We start from the raw sequence: 25,906 nt of genomic DNA, 5'->3' as shown, positions 1-25,906 counted from the left end.
AGCTTTGAAATCAAATTCCGTATGATGCCCTCCTCAAAATTGTTAATGCAATTAATTTTTTGGACGTTGCTTTGCAACATCATTCACGCTCAATCACTTCACTTAAGCGTTCAGGGTAAAACCGAAAAAGAAACCCAAATCATTGACTCCATAGGGTACAAAAAAATCTACTCTAATTATAGCGAGTTGGAAACTGAGCTGTTTTCCCTTCAACAAAAAATAAACAAACTGGGGTATTTGGAATCAAACCTCGAAGACCTCACAAAAGAATCCGATTCAAGCTACCTTGCTCTCTTACATTTAAACAACCATTACAAAACCATCCATGTATATTTTAAGGGATTAGACCCTAAATATTTAAAAGCACTCAACCTAAAAACACTTGATGACTATTTACTCATTAGCATTGCAGAACTAGAAGACACTTTAGAAGCCCTCAATACTGAGATTGCCAATACAGGAGACCCATTTAGTTCACTTGAATTAACGGACCTAAAAAAAATAAATGATTCCACTCTATCAGCTAATCTGAAAATCATTAGCAATAAAATCAGGACCATAGATGGTATAGTAATTAAAGGTTATGAAAAATTTCCAAGGTCATATGTCAAACACTTTTTAAAAATCAAGACTTCTCAAACATTTAACCTATCCAAAATAAAAGAACGAACAAACCTGTTAAACGATTTGCAATTCGCCAACCAAATCAAGGATCCCGAAGTTTTATTTACCAAAGATTCCACTACCTTATATTTATATATAGAAAAGACCAAAGCGAATTCTTTTGATGGCTTTTTAGGGTTTGGAAGTAATACGGAAACTCAAAAATTGGAATTTGACGGTTATTTAAATCTATCCTTAATAAATAATCTCAATTATGGTGAATCCTTAAAACTACTATATAAGAGTGATGAGAATGACCAAAGAACCTTCAACCTTGATGTTAGTCTCCCCTATCTTTTCAAAACTCCCATTGGGGTAGATGGTAATCTTAATATTTTCAGGAGAGATTCCTCGTTTGTGAATGTCACACAATCCGCCAACATATTTTACCAACTCAACTCTAGGAACAAACTATCAGCTGGGATACACGGAATCAACTCCAACAATTTACTGGACAACGCAACGAGTACCATTACAGATTACAAATCGACTTTTTATAAAATCAATTACGCTTTCATAAAACCACAATATTACGATAACCTATTTCCAACAAACTTTCTGTTTGATTTTTCTACCGGCTTTGGAAAACGCTCATCAGAATTCAAAACAGAAAGGCAAACCCAGTTTCAAGTCAATAGCTATAAAATTTTCAACTTAAACGACAGGAACAGCCTATTCACTCGTTTAAATGGAGCCTATTTAAATTCCGACCAATATTTAGAAAACGAATTGTATCGCTTTGGAGGCATCAATTCTATAAGAGGATTTGAAGAAAACAGCATCTTAGCCAACCTATACGCAGTACTCAATACAGAATACAGATACCGCCTCTCAAATAACCTTTATGTTCACAGTGTTTTAGACGCCTCATATTTTGAAAACCAATTAAACGACACCAAAAAAAAACTATTTGGAGTAGGATTTGGTTTTGGACTTCGCACAAACACAGGGTTATTTAAACTCAACTACTCCAACGGAAAGACAGAAAACCAGAAATTTAAGTTTTCCGATTCCAAAATCCACATCAGCATTTCCTCTACATTTTAACAAAAAAATTAAAAGGCTTCATTAATTTTTAATGCAAGTTTGTTGTTTTATTAACTTTTTATTAAGATATTCGAACAGGCTAATTCAAATTAATTTAAATATGAAAACAAAGTTTAGTGGAATTCTAACGCTAATACTGGCGTTTGTTGTGCAAATAACTTTTGCACAAGAAAAAACAATTTCAGGAACGGTTACGGATGAAACCGGCCTACCGCTTCCTGGAGTTAACATCATTGTGAAAGGCACTACAAATGGAACCCAAACAGATTTTGATGGAAACTATGCCATCACAGCTAAATCGGGTGATATTTTAACTTTTACATACATCGGACTAAAAACCCAAGAAATCACGGTAGGCTCATCAAGTACAATTAACATCACTATGTTGGAGGATGCGGCTGTTCTTGATGAAGTTGTAGTAACCGCCTTAGGGATTAAACGAGAAGAAAAAGCACTAGGGTATTCTGTACAAAGTATCAAAGGTGAGGGTATGACTGAAGCTCGAGAAAGTAACATATCAAATGCCATTAGTGGTAAAGTTGCTGGAGTTCAAGTAACTGGAACTTCCGGAAGTGTAGGAGCCTCTTCACGTATTGTACTTAGAGGTAACTCCTCTATTACAGGTAACAATGAACCACTATATGTCGTAGACGGTGTACCTATAGACAACAGGTCATTTGGTAACGCAGGAAGCGGAGGAGGAGTAGATTTACCTAATGGCGCTGCTGATATTAATCCTGATGACATTGAATCAGTAACCGTCCTTAAAGGACCTAACGCAGCTGCTTTATATGGTTTACGTGCAGGTAACGGGGTAATTGTCATCACTACAAAAAGTGGCAGTGGAGCCAAAAAATTTGGAATATCAATTAACACAAACGTAACCTTTTCAAATCCATTACTACTACCAAATTACCAAAACTCATATGGACAAGGTGGAGACCCTAGCTATTTTGAGTTTGTTAACGGTGCTGGTGGAGGTGTTGGCGATGGTGTAGACGAAAGTTGGGGGCCGGCTTTAGATTCCGGACTGGAATTCATACAATGGAACTCTCAACTATATGGAGGTGCTCCACTTCCTTGGCAATCATACCCAGACAACGTAAAAGACTTCTTGGATACAGGAATAAACATTAGCAACAATGTTTCTTTAACTACCGATAAACTAAGACTATCCATCGGAAACAGTGATGAAAAAGGAATGGTTCCGTTCACTGAATTAAAAAAGACAACTTTTGGTTTAAACGGAACACTTGATTTAGGTGAACGCTTTACAGCAATGGCTTCGGTTACTTATTTCAACATAGATAGTGATAATCTTCCGATAACAGGTTACAACAACGAAAACCCATTCCAACAATTCATCTGGTCTGCTAGACAAGTGAACTTCTCTGATTTAAGAGATTGGAGAAATTTCCCTTTAGCTCCGGCAGGGACTGCAGCAGAGGGTACTCCTTTGAACTGGAACCACAATTTCCAAAACAACCCTTATTGGGTATTGGAAACCAACAGAAACACATTGGAAAAAGACCGTATAATAGGAAATGTAGATTTGAGCTATGAAGTTTTGGATTGGTTAACTGTAGGAGCTAAAGTTGGTATCGATTACTACAATCAATTTGAAACAAGAAGACAAGCCAAAGGTAGTAACAATGCTCCTGATGGATCTTATTACGAGATTGAAAGACGTTTTGAAGAAATCAACTCTAGCCTATTGGTTAGTATCAATAAAGACTTGGGAGAAAATTTCAACTTCTCTTTAAACTTAGGTGCCAATAAAATGTCACAAAAAAATAGTTTGACATCAGGTTATCTTCCGGCTTTGGAATTACCAAACCTCTACACTCTTTCCAACCTTCAAACAGGGGCCACGGCAGGAACAAATGTTAGCCCAACAGGTGCTCAATATTTATTCCCACAAAGTTCTCAGGAAATAAGCAGTGTGTATGGTTATGGACAGATAGGATTTGGAAATTTTGTCTTTATCGACTTCACGGCTAGAAACGATTGGGCCAGTATTTTACCTGTTGAGAATAATTCCTTCTTCTATCCATCCGTGAGTGGATCTATTGTCCTTACCGATGCATTGGATTTTACAAGCAACACCGTAAACTTCTTAAAGTTAAGGGGAGGTTGGTCAAAAGTTGGTAGTACAGGTGCCTTAGGCCCTTATAGATTAAACTCTATTTATAGTCTAGGTAATAATGCATTTGGAAACCAAGCCTCTGTTCCAGATATTCAATGGAATCCCAATTTGAAGGCTGAAACTGTTACTGGAGTGGAAGTAGGTATTGATGGTAAGTTCTTCCAAAACAGATTACGTTTTGGATTCACCTACTACGACCAAAAATCAGAAGACCTTTTAGTACCAATTCAGGTTACAGCGGCAACAGGTTTCACAAATGTGTGGGATAATGTGGCCGATATGACCAATAAAGGATTTGAAGTTCAATTTGGAGCGACCGTAATAGAAACAGAAGATTTTAGTTTCGACATAGACCTTAACTGGGCCACCAATGAAAATGAAGTTACTTCTCTTGGAGAATTGGACACTTATATCTTAGGCGGTCAATGGGGACTTAATTTGGAAGCAAGACCGGGATTACCTTATGGAGTTTTGGTTGGTAGAGATTTTGAAAGAACCGAAGATGGTCAAGTAATTTACGAAGATGGTCTTCCAGTAATTGACCAAGACTATAAAGTTTTAGGAGACATTGCTCCAGATTGGACTGGAGGTGCAAACTTTGCCATTAGAATTAAAAACTTTGACCTTTCTACTTTGATCGATGCCAAAATTGGTGGCGATGTACATAGTATGACTTACGCTTGGGGTAGATATGCAGGAACTCTTGAAGAATCTTTGATTGGAAGAGAATCTGGTGTTGTTGGAAATGGTGTTATGTCAGATGGAAACGGAGGATACGTTCCAAACAATGTAGTGGTAGATGCAAAAGTTTTCAACCAAGCAGCCTATAGTAACGACGTAGAATCTAGTTCTATCTTCGATGCTTCCTACGTAAAACTAAGACAAATTACTTTGGGGTATTCGATTCCAAAGAAATTCTTCAAAAACTCCGCTATAGAAGGATTAAAATTCTCTGTTGTGGGGAGAAATCTAGCGATGTTGTATAAGAAAGCACCGCACATCGATCCTGAAACAGGATTTAGTAGTGCCAATGGACAACAGGGCCAAGAATTTGGTCAGTATCCATCAGCGAGAAATATTGGTTTCAACATCAACTTAAAATTCTAAAAAAAAGATTATGAAAAAAATAAAATTCATTATTTGCACCTTCATCACGCTTTCCGTGATTACAGGTTGCACCAAAGATTATGAAGAGCTTAATACAGACCCTAATAATCCTGTAGCGGTTCCTGCCCACCTATTGTTAGGAACCACACAAAGAGTCTACATGAATGTGATGCATGGTGTATTAGGTGGAGCTGGTGGTGATATGGGCGCTGTTTGGGCACAGTTGTGGACAAAGGTTCAATACAACTCGGAAGAGCGTTACATTCCAAGACGTACTGTAATTGACAATATTTGGGATAATGCTTTTGCAAGTGTTATTGCCGAAGCAGACGCTATGGAAAAGTTAGCTATGGAAGAAGGCAACACAAACCTTCAAGCCGCCGCAATGATCATGAAAGCTAGTGGATTTCAGTTTTTAACAGAACTATTTGGACCTATTCCATTTACTGAAGCAATGAACCCAACTATCCTGAAGCCCGTTTATGATGATGAAGCTACAATTTACAATGGAATCATAGATATGTACACCGAAGCTGCTTCTATGCTAGCTAATGGTTCCGGAGAAATAGTTGCTTCTTCTGATTTATTCTACGGAGGAGATGTGACGAAATGGAGAAAACTGGCCAACTCTTTAAAATTCAGAGCTTTGATGAGGATTTCATCCACACAAGATGTTAGTTCAGAATTACAGGCACTTGTAAATGGAGGTTACCTTATGTCATCAAATGCAGATGACGCCCAGGTTAACTACACAGCAACACAACCTGATGCCAACCCAATCTACGAATTGATTGATTTTGGATCTAGATTGGAGTATAAAGTAAATTCTCTTGTTGTAGATAGAATGACAACCTTAAATGATGATCGTTTACCCCTATATGTTGCCCCAGCAGAATCTGATGGAGCATACAGAGGGAAACCAGCAGGCTATGGAGACCTTACCGCTTTACCTAACGAAGGTTTAGGTTATACATATGCCAACATTTCTGGACTTGGAGATTTCTATTTAAATCCTGAATTACCGGGAGTATTAATGTCTTTTTCGGAACTTAGTTTCTTAATGGCAGAAGCTGCAAATGAAGGCTATATTTCTGGAGGTCTAGATGCTGCCTTGAATTACTATTACACCGGTATCGAAGCGAGTTACGAATTTCATGGCATTAGTCCTTCCTCATACATTGGACAAGAAGGTTTAGGTTTTGCCAATCAAAATGATGCACGTGAAAAAATTGGTGAAGAAAAGTGGTTAGCACTTTTTGGACAAGGGTTTGAAGCTTGGACAGAATGGAGAAGAACAAATGTTCCTGTCCTCACTCCAGCGATCGAAGGGGATATCAATCAAATTCCTTCAAGATATTACTACCCAACAACAGAACCATCACTTAATGGAGATAACCATGCTGCGGCCGCCTCTTCGATTGGAGGTGACGAATTGACTTCTTCATTATTTTGGCAATAATAACCTATAAACTTACAAGTATGAAAAATATAAAATTCTTAATATTAATGTTGTTTTCGTTGTCAATGGTTGTATCCTGTGTAGACGACGATAATGACGAATTAACCGGCGGAGCATCAACTGGGGGTTTAATTACACTTAATAATGCTGCTATAGGTTATGTCGTGGGAAATGGTGCAACTTATACCGCCTCTGGAAGTGTATACCAAGGCAATACCAAGACTGTAAATATCGACATATATAAATCCTTCACTAGTTCGGCAACTGGAAATAGTACCGATGAAATCTTATATGATTCTGTTACAATTACAGATACTGAATTAGGAACCAATGCTCCTTTTTCAACATCGTTTACTTATGAAGATTTAATAGAAGGTTTGACATTGGATGGAAGCCCATTACCTACAAGTGATAGCGAACTAAATATTGGGGACTTTTGGACCCTTCGATATGAAGCGACCCTGAGTACTGGAGAGGTTTTTGCTAGCGCTGCAACTACAAAAGTATCTGTTGGGACGCGCTTTGCAGGACTTTACCGCTGTATCGAAGCAGAATACTATAGACTTGGTGTACTTACCTATACAACTTCAGATTGGCCTTCAGAAACAACCATTGAATCTGTTGATGCAACCACCTACAGAGTTGTAGAATACTTCGGAGCATTTAATGGTAATGAGTGGTACTTCCAAATTGACGAGAACGACAAAATCACCTATCCTGACGAAACTCCTAGTGGAGATGCCCAAACAGGAAACGGACAACCGTTGATTACCTGTGAATCTTCTCCAGCAGATATGAGTAATGTTCCATGTGGGGCAGAAACTAATATTGTAGTAAGAGATGAAGTGAATGGTGAGGATTTACTATATATGTCCTTTGGCTATTATACTTCAGGATCTGGATCAAGAGAATTCTATCAAGTCATGGAAAAAATTGTAGAATAATAAATCAAAAAACATGAAAAATAAATTTATAAAAATATATCTTATGGTCTTTGCTCTTATTGTTACTACAGCTTGTAGCGACGATGATCTAACAGGGCACAGCACCATGGAACCAAGCAACCCAACACTTAGCGTTGCATTGGATTTCGCTAATAACCAAACTTTGGTTGAAGAAGAAACAACTTATGGTTTTACAGTAAGTATAAGTGAACCTCAAATTGTAAACGTAAGAGTTTATCTTGAGCAAACTGCTGGGGACGCAACTGATGGTGAGGATTTTTCTTTTCCACATAGCGTAACAATTCCTGCGGGGTCAACTTCTGTATCAGATGTAATTGCCATTCATGCCGATGATTTAATTGAAGAAACTGAAACAGCTACAATCAAAATCGGTACAGGTAATGAATCCAACGTTTCAGCTATAAATGAGCAGGTCGTTACGTTCAATATCCAAAACCTTGTTGAAGGTGATTTAATGATAGGAATGTCTTGGGAAACTGCAACAACGGTTACGGACAATTTCGGAACAGAATTGGGAGCTACGGACGTAGCCGATTTACGCTTACTGATAACTGATGTTCCTTACACAGAAATATTAGGAGGTGCAGATGGGGGTAGCTTTGAAACTTACACCATTTCTTCAGACACTCCTGACGGTGATTACTACGTGGTAGCGGATTATTACTCTGCTATGGACATTCCTGTAGATTTAAATCTACATTTGACCTTTGACCAAACAGGAGTTATCAACGGTGAGGAATATAGTTTTGCAGGTGCAATGAATACTGGAAATTCTTGCTCCAGTGTTTACTACATCATGGCTCAAATAACCAAAATGGGAGATAGTTACACAATCACGGAAATTGGAGAAAGTAGCCCAGTTACGGCGGCACCTTTCATTGGAACAGCAACTGTTGTAACCGATGAATGGGCTGATTATGATCCAGGAGAAACTATAGAAATTGAAGAAGGCTCAAATGAAAATGAATTTTGGATAAGAGCATATGGTAATCCATATATTGAAAATCCTGATACAGCATACTTTATAGTTACTATTGATCCTGCAACCGCAAATGTCACCCTTATGTCCAATGAAGACTTTCAATACGGATGTAGTGAAGGAGTCGTAACTGGTTCTGGAACTGTAAATGCCTGTGCAGGTACAATTGACCTTGTCTTAGACTTTGGTCTTGGTAATTGTGGGGATTATCCTGGATATGGTTTCTCACTACAATTATAAACTCTGAATAATTAACCAATTATTATAGTTAGTCTTTAAACCACCTCTTAGAGGTGGTTTTTTTTTTATGAATTGCTTCTACTATTTATTTTATCCAATACATTTTTGTAAAACTTGTTTTTTATACCTTTGTCGCAATGGAAAAAGAGACTACAATTTTTGGGATTAGAGCTGTTATTGAAGCGATTAAATCTGGGGAGAACATCGATAAGATTTTCATCCAAAAAGGACTACGAGGAGATTTGTTTTCAGAATTGGAACAACTTCTAAAAAAAGAGCGTTTAAACACCTCCTACGTTCCTGTTGAAAAGCTCAATAGACTTTCCAATAAAAACCATCAAGGAGTTATTGCCCAAATTGCACCAATTACTTTTTACGACTTGGAAGAGTTGGTAATGGAAGTGATGGAATCTGGTAAAACACCGCTCTTTCTCCTACTCGACCAATTAAGTGACGTCCGCAACTTTGGAGCCATTGTGAGAACAGCAGAATGCACGGGCGTTTCCGGAATCATTATTCAAAAGAAAGGTGGCGCACCAGTAAATGGTGACACCGTAAAAACCAGTGCTGGGGCTATTTTTAAAATGCCAATTTGCAAGGTTGACCACATTAAGGATGCTGTTTTCTATATGCAAGCATCAGGAATTAAAGTCATTGCTGCGACTGAAAAAACAGACCAAACCCTTTACGATATTTCTTTTACAGAACCATGCGCCATTATCATGGGATCTGAAGGAAAAGGTATCAACCCTTCGGTGTTGAGTGTTGTAGATGAAAAAGCTAAACTTCCTATTTTGGGAGAAATTGAGTCTCTAAATGTTTCCGTGGCTTGTGGGGCCTTTTTATATGAAGCTATTCGCCAAAGACGTTAATCTTCGGCTGGACTTTTTTTAAAATCGTAAACTATCTTTACCTGACTTTCCTGTTGCAAATTGTTTTTATTTTCTTCAGATTCATCTATTTCGTCCTTTAGTTCGATGAAATTACCATTTTCATCAAAATGTTTCAAAAAAGGGTCATCATCCTCGTTATAATCTGGTTGCTGCCATACATAACGTTCTGGCTTAGCAATGGTCTTTCTGAATAGCAACGCAAACAAAAAGCCTGTAATCAAACCTGCCAGATGCCCTTCCCAGGACATCCCCCTCTCCCCTGGGAATACATACCAAATCATACTCCCGTATAAAAAAACAACCAGAAAGGAAAGTGCCACCAACCTATAATACTTGGCAAAAATACCCTTGAAGAATATAAAACTCACCAAAACATATATTAAACCACTTGCTCCAATATGGTTGGCTGGTCGCCCAATACACCAGGTAATGAATCCCGACAGTATGATTCCATATAACAGTACTTTCCAAGCTATTTTTCGGTAGAAATAGAACAAGGACATGGACAACACCAAAAGCGGAAGACTGTTGTGGTACAGATGTTTGATATCGGAATGAATAAACGGACTGAACAACACGCCTCGAAGTCCCTTTAACGTTAACGGATACACCCCAAAGTTTTTAATACCGTGAAAAAAACGAACTTGAAGCCAAAATACAATCCAAATCGCCAGCACCATAAAAATTGGATAAGCGACAACGCCGGTAGAATATTTAAATTGTTGTGAATTGTCCATATTTAAATTTAGAATATTCTTGTCAAAATACTAACCATTTATAAGTTTAATGAAATATTGTCATCTTTATTATTCATATAAATTGAAAAATTGAATCACAATCAGCTTACAAACTTGCCTCTCAATTTTGTAATTTTACCCTATGAATGAACCCTTAGCAGAACGACTCAGGCCCAAGCACCTTAAGGATTACCTTAGCCAAACCCATTTGGTTGGCGAACAAGGTTCTCTATCGCAACAATTAAAAAATGGCGTCATACCATCCATGATTTTTTGGGGGCCACCTGGCACTGGAAAAACCACTTTGGCCAATATAATTGCGAATGAATCAGGGCGTCCCTTTTACACCTTGAGTGCCATTAGCTCAGGAGTAAAGGATGTGAGAGATGTTATTGAAAAGACCAAGCAAAGTGGGGGTTTGTTTACTACCAAAAATCCAATCTTGTTTATTGATGAGATCCACAGGTTTAGTAAATCGCAACAAGATTCCCTGTTACAAGCTGTAGAAAAAGGTTGGGTAACTCTTATTGGCGCTACCACGGAAAACCCGAGTTTTGAAGTGATTCCTGCACTTATTTCTCGCTGTCAGGTTTATGTATTGAATTCCTTCAGTAAAGAAGATTTGGAAGCGCTTCTCAACAGAGCTATCCAAGAAGATGACATCCTATCTACAAAGAACATTCAATTAAAGGAAACCGAGGCTTTGATTAGACTTTCGGGGGGTGATGGACGTAAGCTTCTCAATATTTTTGAGCTTATAGTCTCTTCCTTTGGAGAAGACCAGGATATTGTCATTACCAATGACGATGTGTTTAAAAAAGTGCAGAACAATACGGTTCGTTATGACAAAACCGGCGAACAACATTACGATATTATTTCTGCCTTTATAAAATCCATAAGGGGAAGCGATCCCAATGCTGCCGTATATTGGTTGGCTCGAATGATTGAAGGGGGAGAGGATGTTAAATTCATTGCACGTCGACTTCTTATTTTAGCCAGTGAAGATATTGGCAATGCCAACCCCACTGCCCTCGTCATTGCCAATAATTCTTTTCAAGCTGTTTCCTCAATTGGCTATCCAGAATCCCGCATAATTTTAAGTCAGTGTGCCATTTATTTGGCCACCTCTCCAAAAAGCAATGCATCCTACCAAGCTATAGGTAAAGCGCAGCAATTGGTAAGACAAACGGGAGATTTATCTGTGCCATTGAGCATAAGAAATGCCCCCACGAAACTCATGAAGGAGCTAGGTTATGGTGAAGATTACAAGTATGCACATAGTTACGAGAACAACTTCGCTCCTCAGGAATTTCTACCGGACGAAATTAAAAATACAAGGCTCTACGAACCAGGAAACAATGCAAGGGAACAATCGCAACGTGAGTTTTTAAAACAGCGTTGGAAAGACAAGTACGGCTATTAAAACTTAATGTTTAAGGTTTTTGAACTTACCGATGCGCCATTGTTATGGGAATAGTACCAAGTACCATTTTCTTTGTATACGATAGCATCGCTACCTTTTACCACAAATACATCCGTTTTGGAAGTTTCCAAAAGAACCATCACAACCTTTGGAGTTCTATCTACCAATTGATACCCTTTATCCAAAGCCTGCGCATACAAGGTTTCTGTTTCACTTACTGTTGAAGGAGTAGATTTTATTGTATTACTCACCGAAGCCGATGTTGTTACAACAGGAGTAGTTTCCTTTGGAGTATTTGTAACAGCTGGAGTCGTTTCCGTTAAAGTCGTAATCGGTTGGCTAACACCTGACACTGGCTCATAAACGTAGTCCATATATTGAAAAGTTTCAAAAGCATCTCTCAAGGCCATGGTATATGCCTTGTCGTATTCCTTTTCCCTTGACTCCCCTACTTTGGATGACTGAATTACTTTTCCATCACAATTTTTTAAATCTATTTGCAATTTGGTTTTAAATACGCCACCTTTTATTTGAGTAACATTGGCATACATAGCCAAACATCTGTTGGAGTGTAAATCCGCAGGAAGTGTTTCATTATTGAAAAAAGCAGTAAAACCATATTTGTTGAATAGGAATTTGGTCAAGGAATTTAATTGATATTCATCGTGTGCTTTTAGAAATTCATATGTCGTTGGAATGATAACATATTTATAATTGTTTACAGCATCTTGTGCAAAGCTTCCAACCGCAAACAAGTTGATAGATACCAGTAATAAAAGACGTTTATAAAAATTCATTGTATTTCTTTTTTTGAATTATAAAGTTACTTATTAAGTCTAAAGATAATTTTTTAATTGAATAAGATGTGTTACTTGTTTTACAGATTCTTCTACCTCTTCATTCCGGCAGTTAAAAAAAATGGCGTCCAATCCAACTTCCATGGCGCCTTGTACGTCCGCTTCTAAACTATCCCCTACCATAATGCTCTCTTCAGGCTTGGCATTGGCTTCGTTTAGTGCGAACTTAAAGATTTCGGGATTGGGCTTCTTCACTCCCACCACTTCGGCATTGGTCATAGTTTTGAAAAAATGGCCCATTTTGGAACCATCCATCTTTTTGTTTTGGGCTTCCTTAAAACCATTGGTAATGATATGAAGCTCATAGTTCGGCCTTAAATAATCCAAAATTTCCAAAGCCCCTTCGTACACGTGATTGAACGTGGTTAAATAGGTGATATAGTCTAGTGAAAGTTGCAAAATAAGCTCATCCGATGCTTCAAATTCTATGCTATCAAAGGTGTCACGCAACCTACCGTAGCGCAACTTTTCCTTGTCGACTTTTTCATGCCTGTAGAGTTTCCAGTAGTTATGGTTCACTACATTATAAACATCCAAAAACCTATCCAACGGGGCTTGTATCCCATGGATTTGGAAGATTTTTTCAAAGGTCAATGCAGAGTTTCGGTCAAAATCCCAAAGGGTATGATCCAAATCAAAAAATACGTGCTTGATTTTATGAAGCTTCATTTACAGAATCCAAAACAATATTAAACAATTCCCTAAATCCTTTCCATCTATCATTCTCACTAAACGTATAGTTATGGAAAATGGGCGTAAAGGTACCGTTTACTTTTTGCACACTCTTTATCAACCGCTGTAATTCTTCCTTTTTATCTAAAAGAGACTGCTTTTTTAACAGTGCAAAATCAATAAAATGAAAGGAATTAATCTGCAGAGGCGTTTGGATTTCATAATCCAAATCGTAAAACTGAAATGGCGTACAGGTACTTGCCCTAAAACCCAATTCGTTAATATAACCCATGGTAAAATCCTGCGTCACTTCCAATTCAATCAAACTTCTGTAAGTTTCTGGCAGATTGATTTTTGAAAACGAATTACGAGATGCTTCCAAATTATAGTTGGTGATGGCTTCCATTTTGGCCTTTTCCTTCTTCAAAACGTCCTTGTTATCCAAAGCAAAATAAGAAACCTTAAGCCCTACCTTACAATAATCCGCCACCGATTTGATGAGAGCCACAAACTTTTTCTTGTTCACATTGATATTCTTATCATAAGTAGAAAAATCACCAATCAAGAAAAACACCATGAATTTATCCTTAAACTGTTTTTGGCGGTTAATGATCCATTTAAAATTATCGTAAGGATCTCTTTGAAACCCAAAAATCACCAAAAAACGGGTATAGAGACTTTTCAATTTAAAGCGAAACAAATCACTCATCGTTCCTCCAATAGTCCTCAACAACCCTTTTTGTTTGTAGTAATAGGCCATTGGCACATCTATCACAGGTTGTACCTTATACTTCTTTTCAGGAAATTGAAACGTCTCAAATTGCTCCTGAATGACAGCCTTGAATTTATAGGCCCAAATATCGATAACTGGTTGATTGAGAAACCCATTTTTATAGGCCAGACTTTCCTTGGCCACAAACCTCCCGTAAGAATCTTTAACGTGAGGCATATATTCCTCATAACGACAAAGCAGATAAAATGCAGCCGAAAAAATATCAAAGGGCAAACTACTTTTTTCACTCGTGGTAAAAAAGCATTTGGTATCTTCCCACTCCATCACGTTAATTTCCACATCGCTCAGCCCCTGCTCAAACAACAGCTCATGACTTCTTATAAAAATTTCATTGCCCAAAGGTTGTTTGGTATACGACATTTTAATGTCCTCATGGGCAATAAACTCTTCAATAGTAGTAGTAAACCCAACAGGAATTCCCAAAATCCTAGTGCAGATATGCTTGAAAGTATAAGTTAAACGCGGGGTTATTTTATGGGTATAGACTAATAGCATAGATAGTATTGGAAGGCCTCAACCAGTGTTGTCAATCAAAAATAAGAAATTCCGAAAGTCCACCGATAGCATCTCCCTATAAATTTAATTTCACAGGATGCCGTCATCGGCGAAACTAAAATAAGCTCTTTCGGTAATGATTAAATGATCCAACACTTTTATATCCAAACTAGAACTTGCCTGTTTTAATTTTTGGGTGATTTGTTTATCGGCTTCACTAGCCACTAAAGTTCCAGAAGGGTGATTGTGAACTAAAATAAGTCCTGTAGCTCCCACTTGGAGCGCTGTTTTCAAAACCAATCGCACATCAACAAGAGTTCCTGTAATCCCGCCTTTGCTCAACAAATTTTTCTGAATTACCTTATTTGAATTGTTGAGATAAAGTATCCAAAACTCTTCATGGGGCAACTCACCCACAATGGGCTGCATAAGTTCAAACACCGAAGCACTGGAGAGTATTTTTTGTTTTTCCAAGGCTTCCTCCCCTCTACGTCTTCTCCCCAATTCCATAGCCGCAACAATGCTAATTGCTTTGGCCTCACCAATCCCTTTGAACTCCATAAGCTGAGTAATACTCAATTTTCCAAGGTCATTCAGATTGTTATCTACACTTGCCAAAATACGTTTACAGAGTTCCACAGCACTTTCACTTCTACTTCCTGATCCTATTAAAATAGCAAGCAATTCAGCATCGCTCAATACCGACTTTCCTTTGTCTCGTAATTTTTCTCGGGGCTGGTCGTCTTGTGACCAATTTTTAATGGAGAATGATGGCTGGTTATTCTGCATAAATAAAACTTAAGGGTTAGTGTTCCTTAAATTTACATAAAGTAAATCAAACTTTTAGGCATATTAAATTTTGCCTGACATTCTTTGAAATCCTTTTTATTGTAAATTTACCCGATACCATTTAAACCTAATTATGAAATCCCTTTTTGCCACTTCAGCACACAATGAGCTTCTAGAACGAATAGAAAACATTCAAGAAAACAGTATTCCACTTTGGGGAGAGATGAATGCCTCCAAAATGTTTGCTCACTGTTGTGGTCCTTTAAAAGTGTCGTTGGGGAAGCTTGAATTGGAAAAACCGAATTTTATGATGAAGTTTATGTTGTCATTTTTCAGAACTTCCCTTTATGATGACAAACCTTGGAAAAAAGGCTTACCTACCACCAAGGAATACAAAATTACCAAAGACACCAATTTCGGCAATTCCAAAAAAGAACTGATAGACCTCATCAACGAATTCCAAGCTAAAAAAGACCAAAAGACCTGGCCAGTACATCCTTATTTTGGATCCTTTACTCCCGAGCAGTGGGGAATGATGCAGTATAAACATTTAGATCATCACTTTACACAATTTGGAGTATAACGGTTTATGGCCTATCCTCCAAAAACATATCAGGACAGCTCTTTATCTCATTTGCTTGAAGTTATAAAAGCATATCCCTTGGCGACGGTAATTTCTGTAGAGAACAACCGCCCAGTAGTTACTCATATCCCATTGGTCTATAAAGAGGGTAAACTCATTGGCCATTTGGACAAACAAAATCCACAAGCCGAACTTCTAAAAAACAACCAACCGGTTACTGCTATATTTTCTGGACCTCAAGCATACATTTCTCCCAGTAATTTTGAGTCGGAACAACTGCCAACATGGAATTATATTTTTGTGCATGTTCAAGGAAATGCCATTGAAATTTCAGATGCAAATGCCATCAAGGACTCCATGGTAGCCATGACCCATTTTTTAGAAGCTCCAGACCATAAATACATTTTGGAACAGGACAATCCAAGAATGGAGCAACTTATCAACTACGTAAGTGGCTTTGAAATAGACATTACCCATTGGGAGGGCAAATTCAAACTTTCGCAGGACAAACCTCATCAAGAATTTGAACAGGCCAAAGAAGCCCTTATCACTGAAAACCAAAAGAGCATTCAAGAGTTTTTGGGGAGACTCTTTAAGTGAATGCCCTTTTCAAAAAATGATTTAAATTATTCCAAATGAAAGGAAACCAATCGTCTTTCTATTGCAGGAATGTCTAACGCTACATGTGATGGAGTATCCTTTACCAAGCCTATTCCTTCGGCATAGTAATAGTTAACTTTACCCGTATACATAGTTTCATCTTCATCATATTTCAAATAATACTCCATTTTCAAACATTCAAAACTTCCTGATTCTACATCAACCATAACAGGGTTTTCATCAACTTGAATATAATAGGAACCAAAACCTTCCAATTCCCTAACCAGAATTTCATCAAAATTGTTGTTTACAAATTTGATACTGTTATCCTGGTCTATAAGCGAGCCTTTATAAGCCCTTAAATATTCAAAGTGCTCTCCGTTGGGATTACAGTAAGTTATCTCTGCATCATTTCCCGTAGTCTTTGTTCTAAACTCAAAATAAGAGTCCCCATAAATATGCTTTGTACCAACTATGGATACAGAATCTATAATACCAGTATCTTCATATGCTTGAGATGTTGTATTATACTTAAAATTCTTATAGACCCAAGAATTCCCAACTTTTAATGCATAATAGTCTTCAGGCGAAGGACCGGAATCGTCACTCGAACTACAAGACACTAAAAGGAATATTACCGCTATTGCGAATGCTGTTGCTTTCATTTTCATAAACTATTAATTTTTAATTTTATAAGAATCCAATCTTCTAATAATATATGGGATGGGCTGACTCACCCATGACACTGTTTTATAAACCAATCCCACGCCGTCTGCATAGTAATGACGATCTACTGCTGGATATTGCTGTCCTGAAGGAGAAATAAAATATATTTCAGAGTTTATACATGTGAATGTTCCTGCTTCAACCGTGAGTTCCGTGGTTCCTTCCACCAAGCGTTCGTAAATTGATCCATAATTCGATTCCGAAAGCAATCGCTCTGAATAATCATTGTTTATAAATTTCACAAAACCATCATCCCGTAAAAGAGTTCCTTCATAGTCCCGCAACAACTCAAAATGTTCTCCATTGGCATTATAAAGAGTGCTACCAGAGTCATTGCCTGTTGTAAAAGTTCTAAATTTGTAATATGTATTACCATAAACTTGCTCCTTACCCACAATACTTACAGAGTCTACAACACTTGTCCCTAAATACTCGTCTAGAGAAGAACTATATCGATAGTGTTTATAAACCCAAGAGTTTCCAACTTTCAAAGCATAAAAATTGGAGGATTGATTGGAGGATTCATCGTCGTTCGAGTCACAGGCAAGAAATAACGCCCAAAAGCATAAACAGAAAAGAATACGTTTCATAATTGATTGGTTAAAATTGATTAATTAAAAAACGTAGTTGTACTCTATGCTTGTGATTTTATGATTTACAATTCATTTAACGCAATAATTCCTACAATATTATTGAATCTTAAAATTTCTTATCCAACACTACAAAACAACCAACTACACCATTCATTTTCAATAAACTAAATATTTTTTAAGGGAATAAAATAGTATATTAGCTATGTAAGTCCATGGCCAATATTTATGTTTAAAATTTCCTCGCACATATATAAAACTATTGTATTTCTTGCGCTGCTTACATTTCCTATCCTTACCATTGGACAGATTTTGGATACGGAAATCCCCAATGTTATATCAGATTCCATAAAGACAAAAACGCCAAAGGTCATTCCGCTTACCCATATAATCGAAGGGATAGAAGTTACCAACAAGGAGATTTCGAGCATCAATAAAAAAATCAACAAGGACAGAAAGATTACAGAAATAGATTCGATGTTCCCCATTTATGAGGAGTTTTTAAAAATCCAGAAGGAGGAGGTTAACAAATTTATCAAAGCCGATCCGAACCGTGAAAAAATAGTCAATCTCATCATTAAATGGGAAGGCTATGGTGAGTATCTGGGAATCTGGCAGTCTGAAATTAACGAATTTGAAGAACGCAACTCTAGACTTTACGAAACTATTGAACCGGCTGAAACTACTTGGAATTTAACCTATGACAATGCTCTTGAAGAAAATGCACCTCCCGAAATTTTAAACAATATTGTAGCCATTAGGGATAGCGTTATAAAACTCAAAGATATCATTCTGAAAAACAATAATGACTTTTTGAGTATGGAAGCCAGGATTAATGTAGAATTAAATGAAATTGATGAAGTCATTGAAGAACTGACCTCTTTGAAAGATTCAGATGTTTACAATTTGTTCTATCAACGCCTCGCACCTGTTTGGAAAACGTCCTTCAGTAATATTTGGGAGCGCTCCGGAACCAATAATATTGATGCAGTTAAAAAGAGTACACTAGGCTCCTTCGATTTTGTAAAAAACCTTAAAAGATCCCTTCCGCTCTTTTTATTTTTGGTAGCCTTGATCACACTTCTTGTGCTCTACTTAAAAAAGGCTTTTTCAACTTACCCTTTCACAGACGAGAATGCATATTTACAACATGCTAAAGATGTTCTCACGGAACATTATGTAGCAACTATTTTCTTCCTTACCTTTCTGTTGGCCAGGTTTTATTTTGTACCAGCCCCAAAATTGGTTTTGGACATCTTTACACTATGCTCTTTATTCTCGGCCATTGCATTGGTTAGACCTTTAATGTATAAGCGCTTTAAAAAGCTTATCTACTTTGCCATATTCTTTTATGTGTTCGACTCGGTTAAAACCTATGTCTGGTTCAATGCGGAACAATATAGACTATATACATTCATAGAAGCGGTTTTGGTTATGGTCGTGATATTTTCCTTTACCCATCCTTACAGAGAAACCCTAAAAATGAAAATGGAAACTTTTGGGAAATTCCTATTAAGATTCACTCCATTGATTTACGTTCTGTGTGGCATCTCCATACTCGCCAATATACTTGGATATATCAATTTAACCGATTTAACTTTAAAAATCAGTACCCGAAGTGGGGTATTCATCATTTTGTTTTATTCCCTATTGATTATTTCCAATTCCATTTTCTTGAGTATCATCCATAGGCATTTTAGTGTACAACCATCCTTCGATCCAGAGTTAAAACTGCAAACAGAAAAGAAAGTACTCAAGTTCAATAGAGTAACTGTCATTATCATTTGGGGATTGGTCTTTCTTAGTATGATAGACCAATTAACCCCTATCCTAACTTATTTTACAGACACCTCCAGTGAACCCTATAAGTTTGGAAATTTGTCATTCACCCCAAATGAAGTCCTATCATTTCTATTAGTATTATTCATCTCTTTTGCGCTCACCCGAATCATATCATTTCTTATTAATGATGATCAAGGAATTTTAAGAGTGTTTAAACTTCCTAAAGGAATTCCTGCTGCCATATCTCTGGTAATAAGATACCTGATTATTGGCTTCGGATTGATCTTAGCCCTATCTTCCCTTGGTATCGATTTAAGCAAATTTAACCTTATGGCTGGGGCGTTGGGCTTAGGTATTGGTTTTGGTTTACAAACCGTTATATCCAATTTTGTATCTGGATTGATTTTGGTCTTCGAACGACCCATTTTACAAGGCGATACTGTTGAAGTGGACAACCTCTTGGGAACCGTAAATCGAATTGGAGTGAGGTCTTCTACCATTACTACTTTTGATGGCGCCGAAGTGATTGTACCCAACAACAACCTAATTTCAAACGACCTCATCAACTGGACGCTTTCCAACAATACCAAACGTGTCGAAATATTGGTTGGCACCTCTTATAGTTCCGATCCCAATGAAGTACTTAAAATTTTATATGATGCCGCAATCAACTATGAAGACACCCTTAAAAATCCACCACCACAAGCCTTATTTGTAGACTTTGGAGACAACTCTCTCAACTTCACACTTCGTTTTTGGGTACATTATGAAGTTTCGTTACAGGCCAAAAGTGATGTCTCTATTGAAATCTATAACCAATTCAAAGAAGCAGACATCGAAATTCCGTTCCCACAGCGTGACATCCATGTAAAAAATATTCCCGAAATTGTTTCCAATTATAAAACGCCACCACCTCATGATCCACCAGATGCCGAAGCCAATATGGACGACACTGAGATTCCTAAAGTGGTAATCCCCATTGAGCACAGAGATCCAGGGCACGATGTAGAAGTTGAGAAAAAAGAAAGTGAAGCAAACGATGATCAAGAACCAAACAATGACAACCAAGAAACCCAATAAATCATGAAACAAGTTACTGTATATTCAGCAAAATCGGATGTTAAAGCCATGGCAATAAAAAATTTGTTAGCCGACAACGATATTTCCTTTACCGAAATTGATAAGAGAGATACCTCTTATGCCAATCTTTTCGGAAATATTGAAATTTCAGTTGATGAAACCGATGCTGAAAAAGCCCAATCCCTAATTGAGGAACTTCAGCTTGAGGAATAAAAAAAAAGTGAAGCTCCAATCCAAGGTTTTACGCTTGGTTTGAAGCTTCAAAAAATATTATTCAACAAAAAGGTTATCTAAAAATCGAACTGGTAAGTTGCTCCTCCAAGAATCTGTAAGCCTTGAACAGGGTAATTCATCCAACGTTCGTAATCCTGGTTGAACAAGTTATTCCCTTTAAGGAAAATAGATAGTTTTTCGTTCACTCTATAACCAGCATGTAAGTTAACATCAAAATAACCATCAAGCGTTCTGGTTTCTTCAATTGGTAAGATCAAAGTACCCTCTTCAAAGAACACATCTTTACGCTCCCCTACATAGAACAAACTAGCACCAGCAAACCATTGTTCGGTAATTTGATAATCCGCAAACAAAGAGGCCTTAAGTTCTGGAAGGTTCCATGCCTCGTCTTGATTATTCGTATTATACATAAAATATGCTGCCTTTGCTCCAAGATTAAAATTTCTATTGATGTCTACGCTAAGCTCTCCTTCAAAAGAAAAGGTCTTGACATCGTCATAGACAACTCCAAAAGAGTTTCCGTATTGGTAATCTTCAGTGGCTTCTCCCAATACACTATTCGCCTTGAAAAGCGCTTTATTTCTATCGGCTGTATAATTTCCACTAACGCTATACCCAATGGTATTGGTCAATTTACCTTTCACACCTAAAGTAGCATTGTACTGCTGGTCTGTTGGTACCACCAATAAGGTTGGTGACACAAATAGATTTTCCATTGCAAAATCCTCATAGGTATTTTGTATTAAACGACCTTCAATGCCTCCAAATGCAATCATCAACTCATCTACCAAACGGTAAGATCCCGTTATATTTGGATAGATATACAGCTTGTTATCGCCATCTTTTGTATTGTTTAAATACACCAATCCAATTCCTAAATTAAGGGTTAAATCATCCTGCACCAACTGATAGCTAGGCGCCAATCCAACATTGAAATTACCGTATTCCAATTTATCCTCGGAGTAATAGTTTCTTTCAAAAGAACCTCCCAAATAATCCACGGTTACTTCTGTTTTAATGGTTTCGTCCATTAAAGGAATACCAAAAGTTCCCTTTACCAGCAAACGGTTTTCACTTGAACCTTGATCATCCCCAAAATGCCTAAAACGCAAACTAGCCTCCTCTGCTATGGCATCATCAAAAGTAATCTTACCTCCTACATTGGCATTATAAAACGCATGCTTCACATTTAAATCGTTGGCGGTAGTTCCATCAAAATACGGTTGCGGCAATCCATACCAATTATAGGTAAGGAATTTTCCTCCTCCATCAACACGCCAAGTATAATTGCGCTGTCTTTGGGTAAAATTGGCATGAAGGTTAGTATTTGAAAATTTGTCATCCAAAAGCAAACCATCGATGCCTCCTTGAGACGAATGGTGACTAAAATACCCGCCAACCGTTTCGGTATTGCTCAATTTATGATTCAAATACACTTCCCCTAAAATGGTCGTGTAGGTCCCCAATCCTAAAGAGGCATAGTTATCGTACAACTTTACAGATTTCGTCTTGGCCACAGCTTCTGCTTTCCCTTTGGCAGGCGTAAACGTGGAGGCCACCGGAATGGAGAAAATATTGTATTTCACTTCCTTTTTAGTTGCCGTGGTTTTATCATCCAAAGTAGGTTCTTCCTTTATTTTAAACGCATCGGAAATAGTAGGTGTATATGGTTTTACCACAGTTACCACTTGGGTGTCGATGGTATCATTGGTTTGTTTGCGCTCCTGCGCATAGGTTTGACATACAGTTCCCGTAAAGGCCGTAAGTACTATATATTTAAATTGCTTGAACATGAATATCTATTATTTGTTTTGAGGAAAAAATTAGTTGCCTGGTTCTGAAATTACCGATGAATTGGTCTTGGCCTGTTCGGTTTTGATCTTGTTCAATTCCTCTTGGGCTTCTTGCACAACATCATCAAACTCTACAAAATTCTTGGTAACACTTTCCAAAATATAAGTGGCTTGGAAAGCATCATCCAAAGCATAGAAGTTTTTGGCCATGATCACCAAACCTTTAGCACTGTAATATTTGTAGCTGGAGTAATCTTTGGCCAACTGTTGAACCGTTGCGTTGGAAGCTTCAAACTGCCCTTCCTTGTTTTTGAAATAGGCATTATAATAAAGTGCCTCTGCCGCCAAAGAACCTGTTGCTATCTTTTCAACATTGGCATAGGCCGTTTTAGCCTTGGCTTCATCCCCAGTTTTAATAGCCGAACGCGCAATAATAATCTGGGCATCACTTTTCACCTTATTGTCAATTTTGGAATTCGACAATACTTTTTCGGCATAACTTACCGCTTCGGAATACTTTTCCTGCTTGTAGTACGCATTCATTAAGTTGGATTGCGCATAAGTGATATTTTGAGGATAATCCGCTTCGGTTTCCAAACGCTTCAACAAGGGAATGGCCTCATCCAATTGAGAGGTATTCAAATAAATTTCGGAAAGCTTTACCATGGCCTGCTCGGTGTATTCATTTTTCGGTTTGTCCACCACATATTCATAATGAGATTGGGCATTCTCTGGCAAATCCTTTTTGGTATACAGTTCTGCCAAATAGAAATGTGATTTCAAGGCGTGAATCCCATTCGGAAATTCCGTCAAGTAGGTATTGAATTGCTTGATGGCTTTTTCAGAATTATTATCCAAATACTGCTTTTCGGCAGCTAAGTATGAAGTGTTGTCCAACTCGGCATCGGAGACATCAATATAATCTAGAGTTCTTACCCATTCAGCATATTCGTCTACACGTCCCAAATCAATATAAATCAAACGCGCTGTGGCAACCGCCTGCACCGCTTCTTCCGAATTCGGAAAATCTTTGGCCACTGTTTTAAACTTGGTCAAGGCCCTATTGTTGTCATTGGTATTGTAGTAAGACAACCCTTGACGCAATAATGATTTCGAAACAAAAACCGAGTTTTTATAATCTGAATTCAATCTATCGTACATGGCCATAGCCTTATCGGTTTCACCTGCCTTTACATAAGAATTGGCCAATTCGTACATAGCATCATCACGTAACGAAGATTTAGGATAGCCATTGATAAAAGCATTGAGCTCCTGGATTTTTTTGGAACCTTGTCCTAAATAGCCATAACTCATCGCCTTCTGGAAAAACGGATAATCCGACTCCAAAACTTTAAGAGCAATCGCCTTATCATAAGCAGCAATGGCATTGCTGTAATCGCTAGACACAAAATAACCGTCACCAAGTCTTAGGTAAGCGTCATTTACTCTTAATTTGTCCTCTTTATTTGCGTTGATAAATTCTTGAAAATGCTCTGTAGACTTCGGATAATTTTTCAGTTTGAAATAGGTATAGGCCAAGTTGTAATCTATATGTTCCATTTCTGGTACATTGTCGGCCTCTGCCTGTTGTAAAAATTGCTTAAAGCCAATAAGTGCATCGTTGAAATTATTCAGCAAGTAATCTGTTTCTGCTTTCCAGTAAATAGCCCTAGCGGTAAACACAGAGTCTTTAGCTTCTTGAGCCGAACTGGAGAACATACCTTTAGCCTCGTTATACTTAGCCTCGTTGTACATTTCAATTCCGCGGTAAAAGGTCACTTTTTGATACGCTACCCTATTTTCGAAGCTGCGCTTTCCTTTCAAAAGCTCCAAAGCCTCTTCGTAATTTTTTGAAGTGATATAAGAGTCAATCAATAAAGTCTCCACCTCTTCCTTGTAAGCTGTATTAGGATATTTTTCCAGATAACCTGTCAATACCTGCGGCACGGATTGATAAGGATTTCCAATTTCATAACTGATCTTGGCATAATTCAACCAAGCATCTTCTTGAATTTTCAAATCGAAATCCATTTGAGATGCATTCCTGAAAGCATTCAAGGCTTCCTGCTTTTTATCCAAATTGATGTAGCTTTCACCTAAATGATAATAGGCATTTTGCGCCACACTATTTGTTCCGTCTATAATTTTATTGAACTCTGAAATTGCACTTTCAAAATCATTTTGCTTGTAATAAGCATAGCCCAACTGATAGTAATCTGTATTTGTCCACTTGCCTTTTTTGCCTTTATAAGCCTTTAAATAAGTAATGGCTTGATCATATTGACCCAAATTGAAATAACTCTCCCCAATGATTTTGGAAAGGTCAGACACTTCATCCCGATTCCCTTTTGCCATTTGGGCTTTGGCTAGTTCAATGGCTTTTTCAAAGTTTCCTAATTTAAAATTTAAATCCGCTTGGTAATAGGAAAGTTTTTCTTTGTAACCTTCTTGGTCGCTAACTTGATCAAAATATTCATTCGCGGTATCATAATCATCCCCTTCATAAGCCATATAACCAATATAATACTTGGCTTGTGACCCGTATGTTTTTGAATTGACCACACGGTTCAAATACTTTTGAGCTTCCACTTCTTCCTTAGTTGAATACAAGGAATACCCGTAGTTGAAATAGAAACGATCGCGCTCTGTACGCGAAATGCTGTTTTCTTCCACACGCTCGTACCACTTCCGTGCATACGAATATTTACCGTTTGCGAAATAGTAATCCGCCACATCCAAAAATGCCGTATTACGCTTGGTGCTCGTAGGGTAATTGTCCACAAACTGCTGCATTAAAAAATCAGCATTCTTTTGGTTTAATCGTACCGCACAATTGGCGATGTAATAGGCACAATCCGATTCCACCTGCTCATTACCCGACTGGTCCTTGACCTGATCGAACAATGTTTGGGAAGCTTGGTACTGTTTGTTGTTGTAAAGTGTGAGGGCTTTTTGGTAATCCACCAAATCGTTGGTGTAAATTGAAGATTCCTGTGCTTGTATATAAACGTTTAGCATCGCAAAGCTTGCTAAAGTGATTATTTTTTTGTGAGCCATTAAGTTCGTTTTTTTGATGTTCAAAGATAAATGAATCCTTATACTATAACGACGGATTTTACGTATAATTATAAACGGATTTATTAAAAATTACGTTTACAAAAAGAAGCTAAGCCCTTACATTTTTGAATAATTACAATTTTCTGTTTGACGAATTCGAGTTGATATTCAGCCCATAGACTTTGCAAAACATAAA

20 protein-coding genes are annotated in these 25,906 nt (G+C 37.6%); 11 read left to right on the top strand and 9 right to left on the bottom strand.

The genetic code is table 11. The features are described 5' to 3' along the window. Nucleotides 1-45 precede the first annotated feature (45 nt). From AC6I5C_RS07530 to rlmB, 6 genes are all read left to right on the top strand, one after another. Nucleotides 46-1,710 carry a POTRA domain-containing protein gene (locus AC6I5C_RS07530; protein ID WP_497904634.1) on the top strand — a complete coding sequence of 555 codons (1,665 nt, stop codon included), beginning with the start codon at nt 46-48 and terminating at the stop codon, nt 1,708-1,710. Between the two features lie 100 nt (nt 1,711-1,810). Continuing rightward, nucleotides 1,811-4,963 carry a SusC/RagA family TonB-linked outer membrane protein gene (locus tag AC6I5C_RS07525; protein WP_497904633.1) on the top strand — a complete coding sequence of 1,051 codons (3,153 nt, stop codon included), beginning with the start codon at nt 1,811-1,813 and terminating at the stop codon, nt 4,961-4,963. Nucleotides 4,964-4,973: 10 nt separating this feature from the next. After that, complete coding sequence (locus AC6I5C_RS07520; protein ID WP_497904632.1) at nt 4,974-6,422, top strand: SusD/RagB family nutrient-binding outer membrane lipoprotein; 1,449 nt, start codon at nt 4,974-4,976, stop codon at nt 6,420-6,422. Between the two features lie 20 nt (nt 6,423-6,442). Then, nucleotides 6,443-7,366, top strand: a complete 924-nt coding sequence (locus AC6I5C_RS07515; RefSeq protein WP_497904631.1) for a hypothetical protein — start codon at nt 6,443-6,445, stop codon at nt 7,364-7,366. A gap of 13 nt (nt 7,367-7,379) precedes the next feature. Beyond that, entirely contained in the window at nt 7,380-8,606 is a 1,227-nt protein-coding gene (locus AC6I5C_RS07510) for a hypothetical protein (protein WP_497904630.1), read from the top strand. Between the two features lie 137 nt (nt 8,607-8,743). Further along, nucleotides 8,744-9,478, top strand: a complete 735-nt coding sequence (rlmB, locus tag AC6I5C_RS07505; protein ID WP_497904629.1) for a 23S rRNA (guanosine(2251)-2'-O)-methyltransferase RlmB — start codon at nt 8,744-8,746, stop codon at nt 9,476-9,478. On the opposite strand, the gene AC6I5C_RS07500 is transcribed toward rlmB, so the two are convergent. Then, nucleotides 9,475-10,236 carry a rhomboid family intramembrane serine protease gene (locus AC6I5C_RS07500; RefSeq protein ID WP_497904628.1) on the bottom strand — a complete coding sequence of 254 codons (762 nt, stop codon included), beginning with the start codon at nt 10,234-10,236 and terminating at the stop codon, nt 9,475-9,477. The genes rlmB and AC6I5C_RS07500 overlap by 4 nt on opposite strands. 142 nt (nt 10,237-10,378) lie before the next feature. Between AC6I5C_RS07500 and AC6I5C_RS07495 the strand changes: the two genes are divergently transcribed. Continuing rightward, nucleotides 10,379-11,659: a replication-associated recombination protein A gene (locus AC6I5C_RS07495; RefSeq protein WP_497904627.1), complete on the top strand. Its 1,281-nt coding sequence runs from the start codon at nt 10,379-10,381 to the stop codon at nt 11,657-11,659. On the opposite strand, the gene AC6I5C_RS07490 is transcribed toward AC6I5C_RS07495, so the two are convergent. From AC6I5C_RS07490 to radC, 4 genes are all read right to left on the bottom strand, one after another. Then, nucleotides 11,656-12,456, bottom strand: coding sequence for a hypothetical protein (locus AC6I5C_RS07490; protein WP_497904626.1), 801 nt, complete (start codon nt 12,454-12,456; stop codon nt 11,656-11,658). The genes AC6I5C_RS07495 and AC6I5C_RS07490 overlap by 4 nt on opposite strands. A 39-nt stretch (nt 12,457-12,495) precedes the next feature. Beyond that, the gene (locus tag AC6I5C_RS07485; protein ID WP_497904625.1) at nt 12,496-13,185 is read right to left on the bottom strand and encodes a YjjG family noncanonical pyrimidine nucleotidase; all 690 of its coding nucleotides are present in this window, start codon (nt 13,183-13,185) and stop codon (nt 12,496-12,498) included. Further along, the gene (locus AC6I5C_RS07480) at nt 13,172-14,476 is read right to left on the bottom strand and encodes a polysaccharide deacetylase family protein (RefSeq protein ID WP_497904624.1); all 1,305 of its coding nucleotides are present in this window, start codon (nt 14,474-14,476) and stop codon (nt 13,172-13,174) included. The genes AC6I5C_RS07485 and AC6I5C_RS07480 overlap by 14 nt, the downstream gene beginning before the upstream one ends. Nucleotides 14,477-14,566: 90 nt before the next feature. Then, complete coding sequence (gene radC, locus AC6I5C_RS07475) at nt 14,567-15,265, bottom strand: RadC family protein (RefSeq protein WP_053975759.1); 699 nt, start codon at nt 15,263-15,265, stop codon at nt 14,567-14,569. Nucleotides 15,266-15,398: 133 nt separating this feature from the next. Between radC and AC6I5C_RS07470 the strand changes: the two genes are divergently transcribed. Both AC6I5C_RS07470 and AC6I5C_RS07465 read left to right on the top strand, forming a co-directional pair. Further along, nucleotides 15,399-15,848: a DUF1569 domain-containing protein gene (locus AC6I5C_RS07470; protein WP_497904623.1), complete on the top strand. Its 450-nt coding sequence runs from the start codon at nt 15,399-15,401 to the stop codon at nt 15,846-15,848. Between the two features lie 6 nt (nt 15,849-15,854). Then, the gene (locus AC6I5C_RS07465) at nt 15,855-16,448 is read left to right on the top strand and encodes an FMN-binding negative transcriptional regulator (protein ID WP_497904622.1); all 594 of its coding nucleotides are present in this window, start codon (nt 15,855-15,857) and stop codon (nt 16,446-16,448) included. Nucleotides 16,449-16,474: 26 nt separating this feature from the next. On the opposite strand, the gene AC6I5C_RS07460 is transcribed toward AC6I5C_RS07465, so the two are convergent. Next, a complete protein-coding gene (locus tag AC6I5C_RS07460; RefSeq protein ID WP_497904621.1) occupies nt 16,475-17,119 on the bottom strand; it encodes a hypothetical protein in 645 nt (214 codons plus the stop codon). 6 nt (nt 17,120-17,125) lie between these two features. Further along, nucleotides 17,126-17,764, bottom strand: a complete 639-nt coding sequence (locus AC6I5C_RS07455) for a hypothetical protein (RefSeq protein WP_497904620.1) — start codon at nt 17,762-17,764, stop codon at nt 17,126-17,128. A gap of 228 nt (nt 17,765-17,992) precedes the next feature. Here AC6I5C_RS07455 and AC6I5C_RS07450 point away from each other — a divergent pair, with 228 nt between their 5' ends. Together AC6I5C_RS07450 and AC6I5C_RS07445 are read left to right on the top strand one after the other, a co-directional pair. After that, nucleotides 17,993-20,626: a mechanosensitive ion channel family protein gene (locus AC6I5C_RS07450; RefSeq protein WP_497904619.1), complete on the top strand. Its 2,634-nt coding sequence runs from the start codon at nt 17,993-17,995 to the stop codon at nt 20,624-20,626. 3 nt (nt 20,627-20,629) lie between these two features. Next, on the top strand, nt 20,630-20,839 hold the full coding sequence (locus AC6I5C_RS07445; protein ID WP_497904618.1) for a putative signal transducing protein: 210 nt from the start codon (nt 20,630-20,632) through the stop codon (nt 20,837-20,839). A 77-nt stretch (nt 20,840-20,916) separates the two neighbouring features. Here AC6I5C_RS07445 and AC6I5C_RS07440 read toward each other — a convergent pair whose 3' ends face one another. Beyond that, a complete protein-coding gene (locus AC6I5C_RS07440; RefSeq protein WP_497904617.1) occupies nt 20,917-22,653 on the bottom strand; it encodes a TonB-dependent receptor domain-containing protein in 1,737 nt (578 codons plus the stop codon). A 30-nt stretch (nt 22,654-22,683) separates the two neighbouring features. Then, the gene (locus tag AC6I5C_RS07435; RefSeq protein WP_497904616.1) at nt 22,684-25,710 is read right to left on the bottom strand and encodes a tetratricopeptide repeat protein; all 3,027 of its coding nucleotides are present in this window, start codon (nt 25,708-25,710) and stop codon (nt 22,684-22,686) included. Between the last annotated feature and the right edge of the window lie 196 nt (nt 25,711-25,906).

The organism is Mangrovimonas sp. sgz306409 (assembly GCF_059735265.1).
Note: the sequence above shows the minus strand (reverse complement) of the source record. Positions and strands in the feature narration are given on the sequence as shown.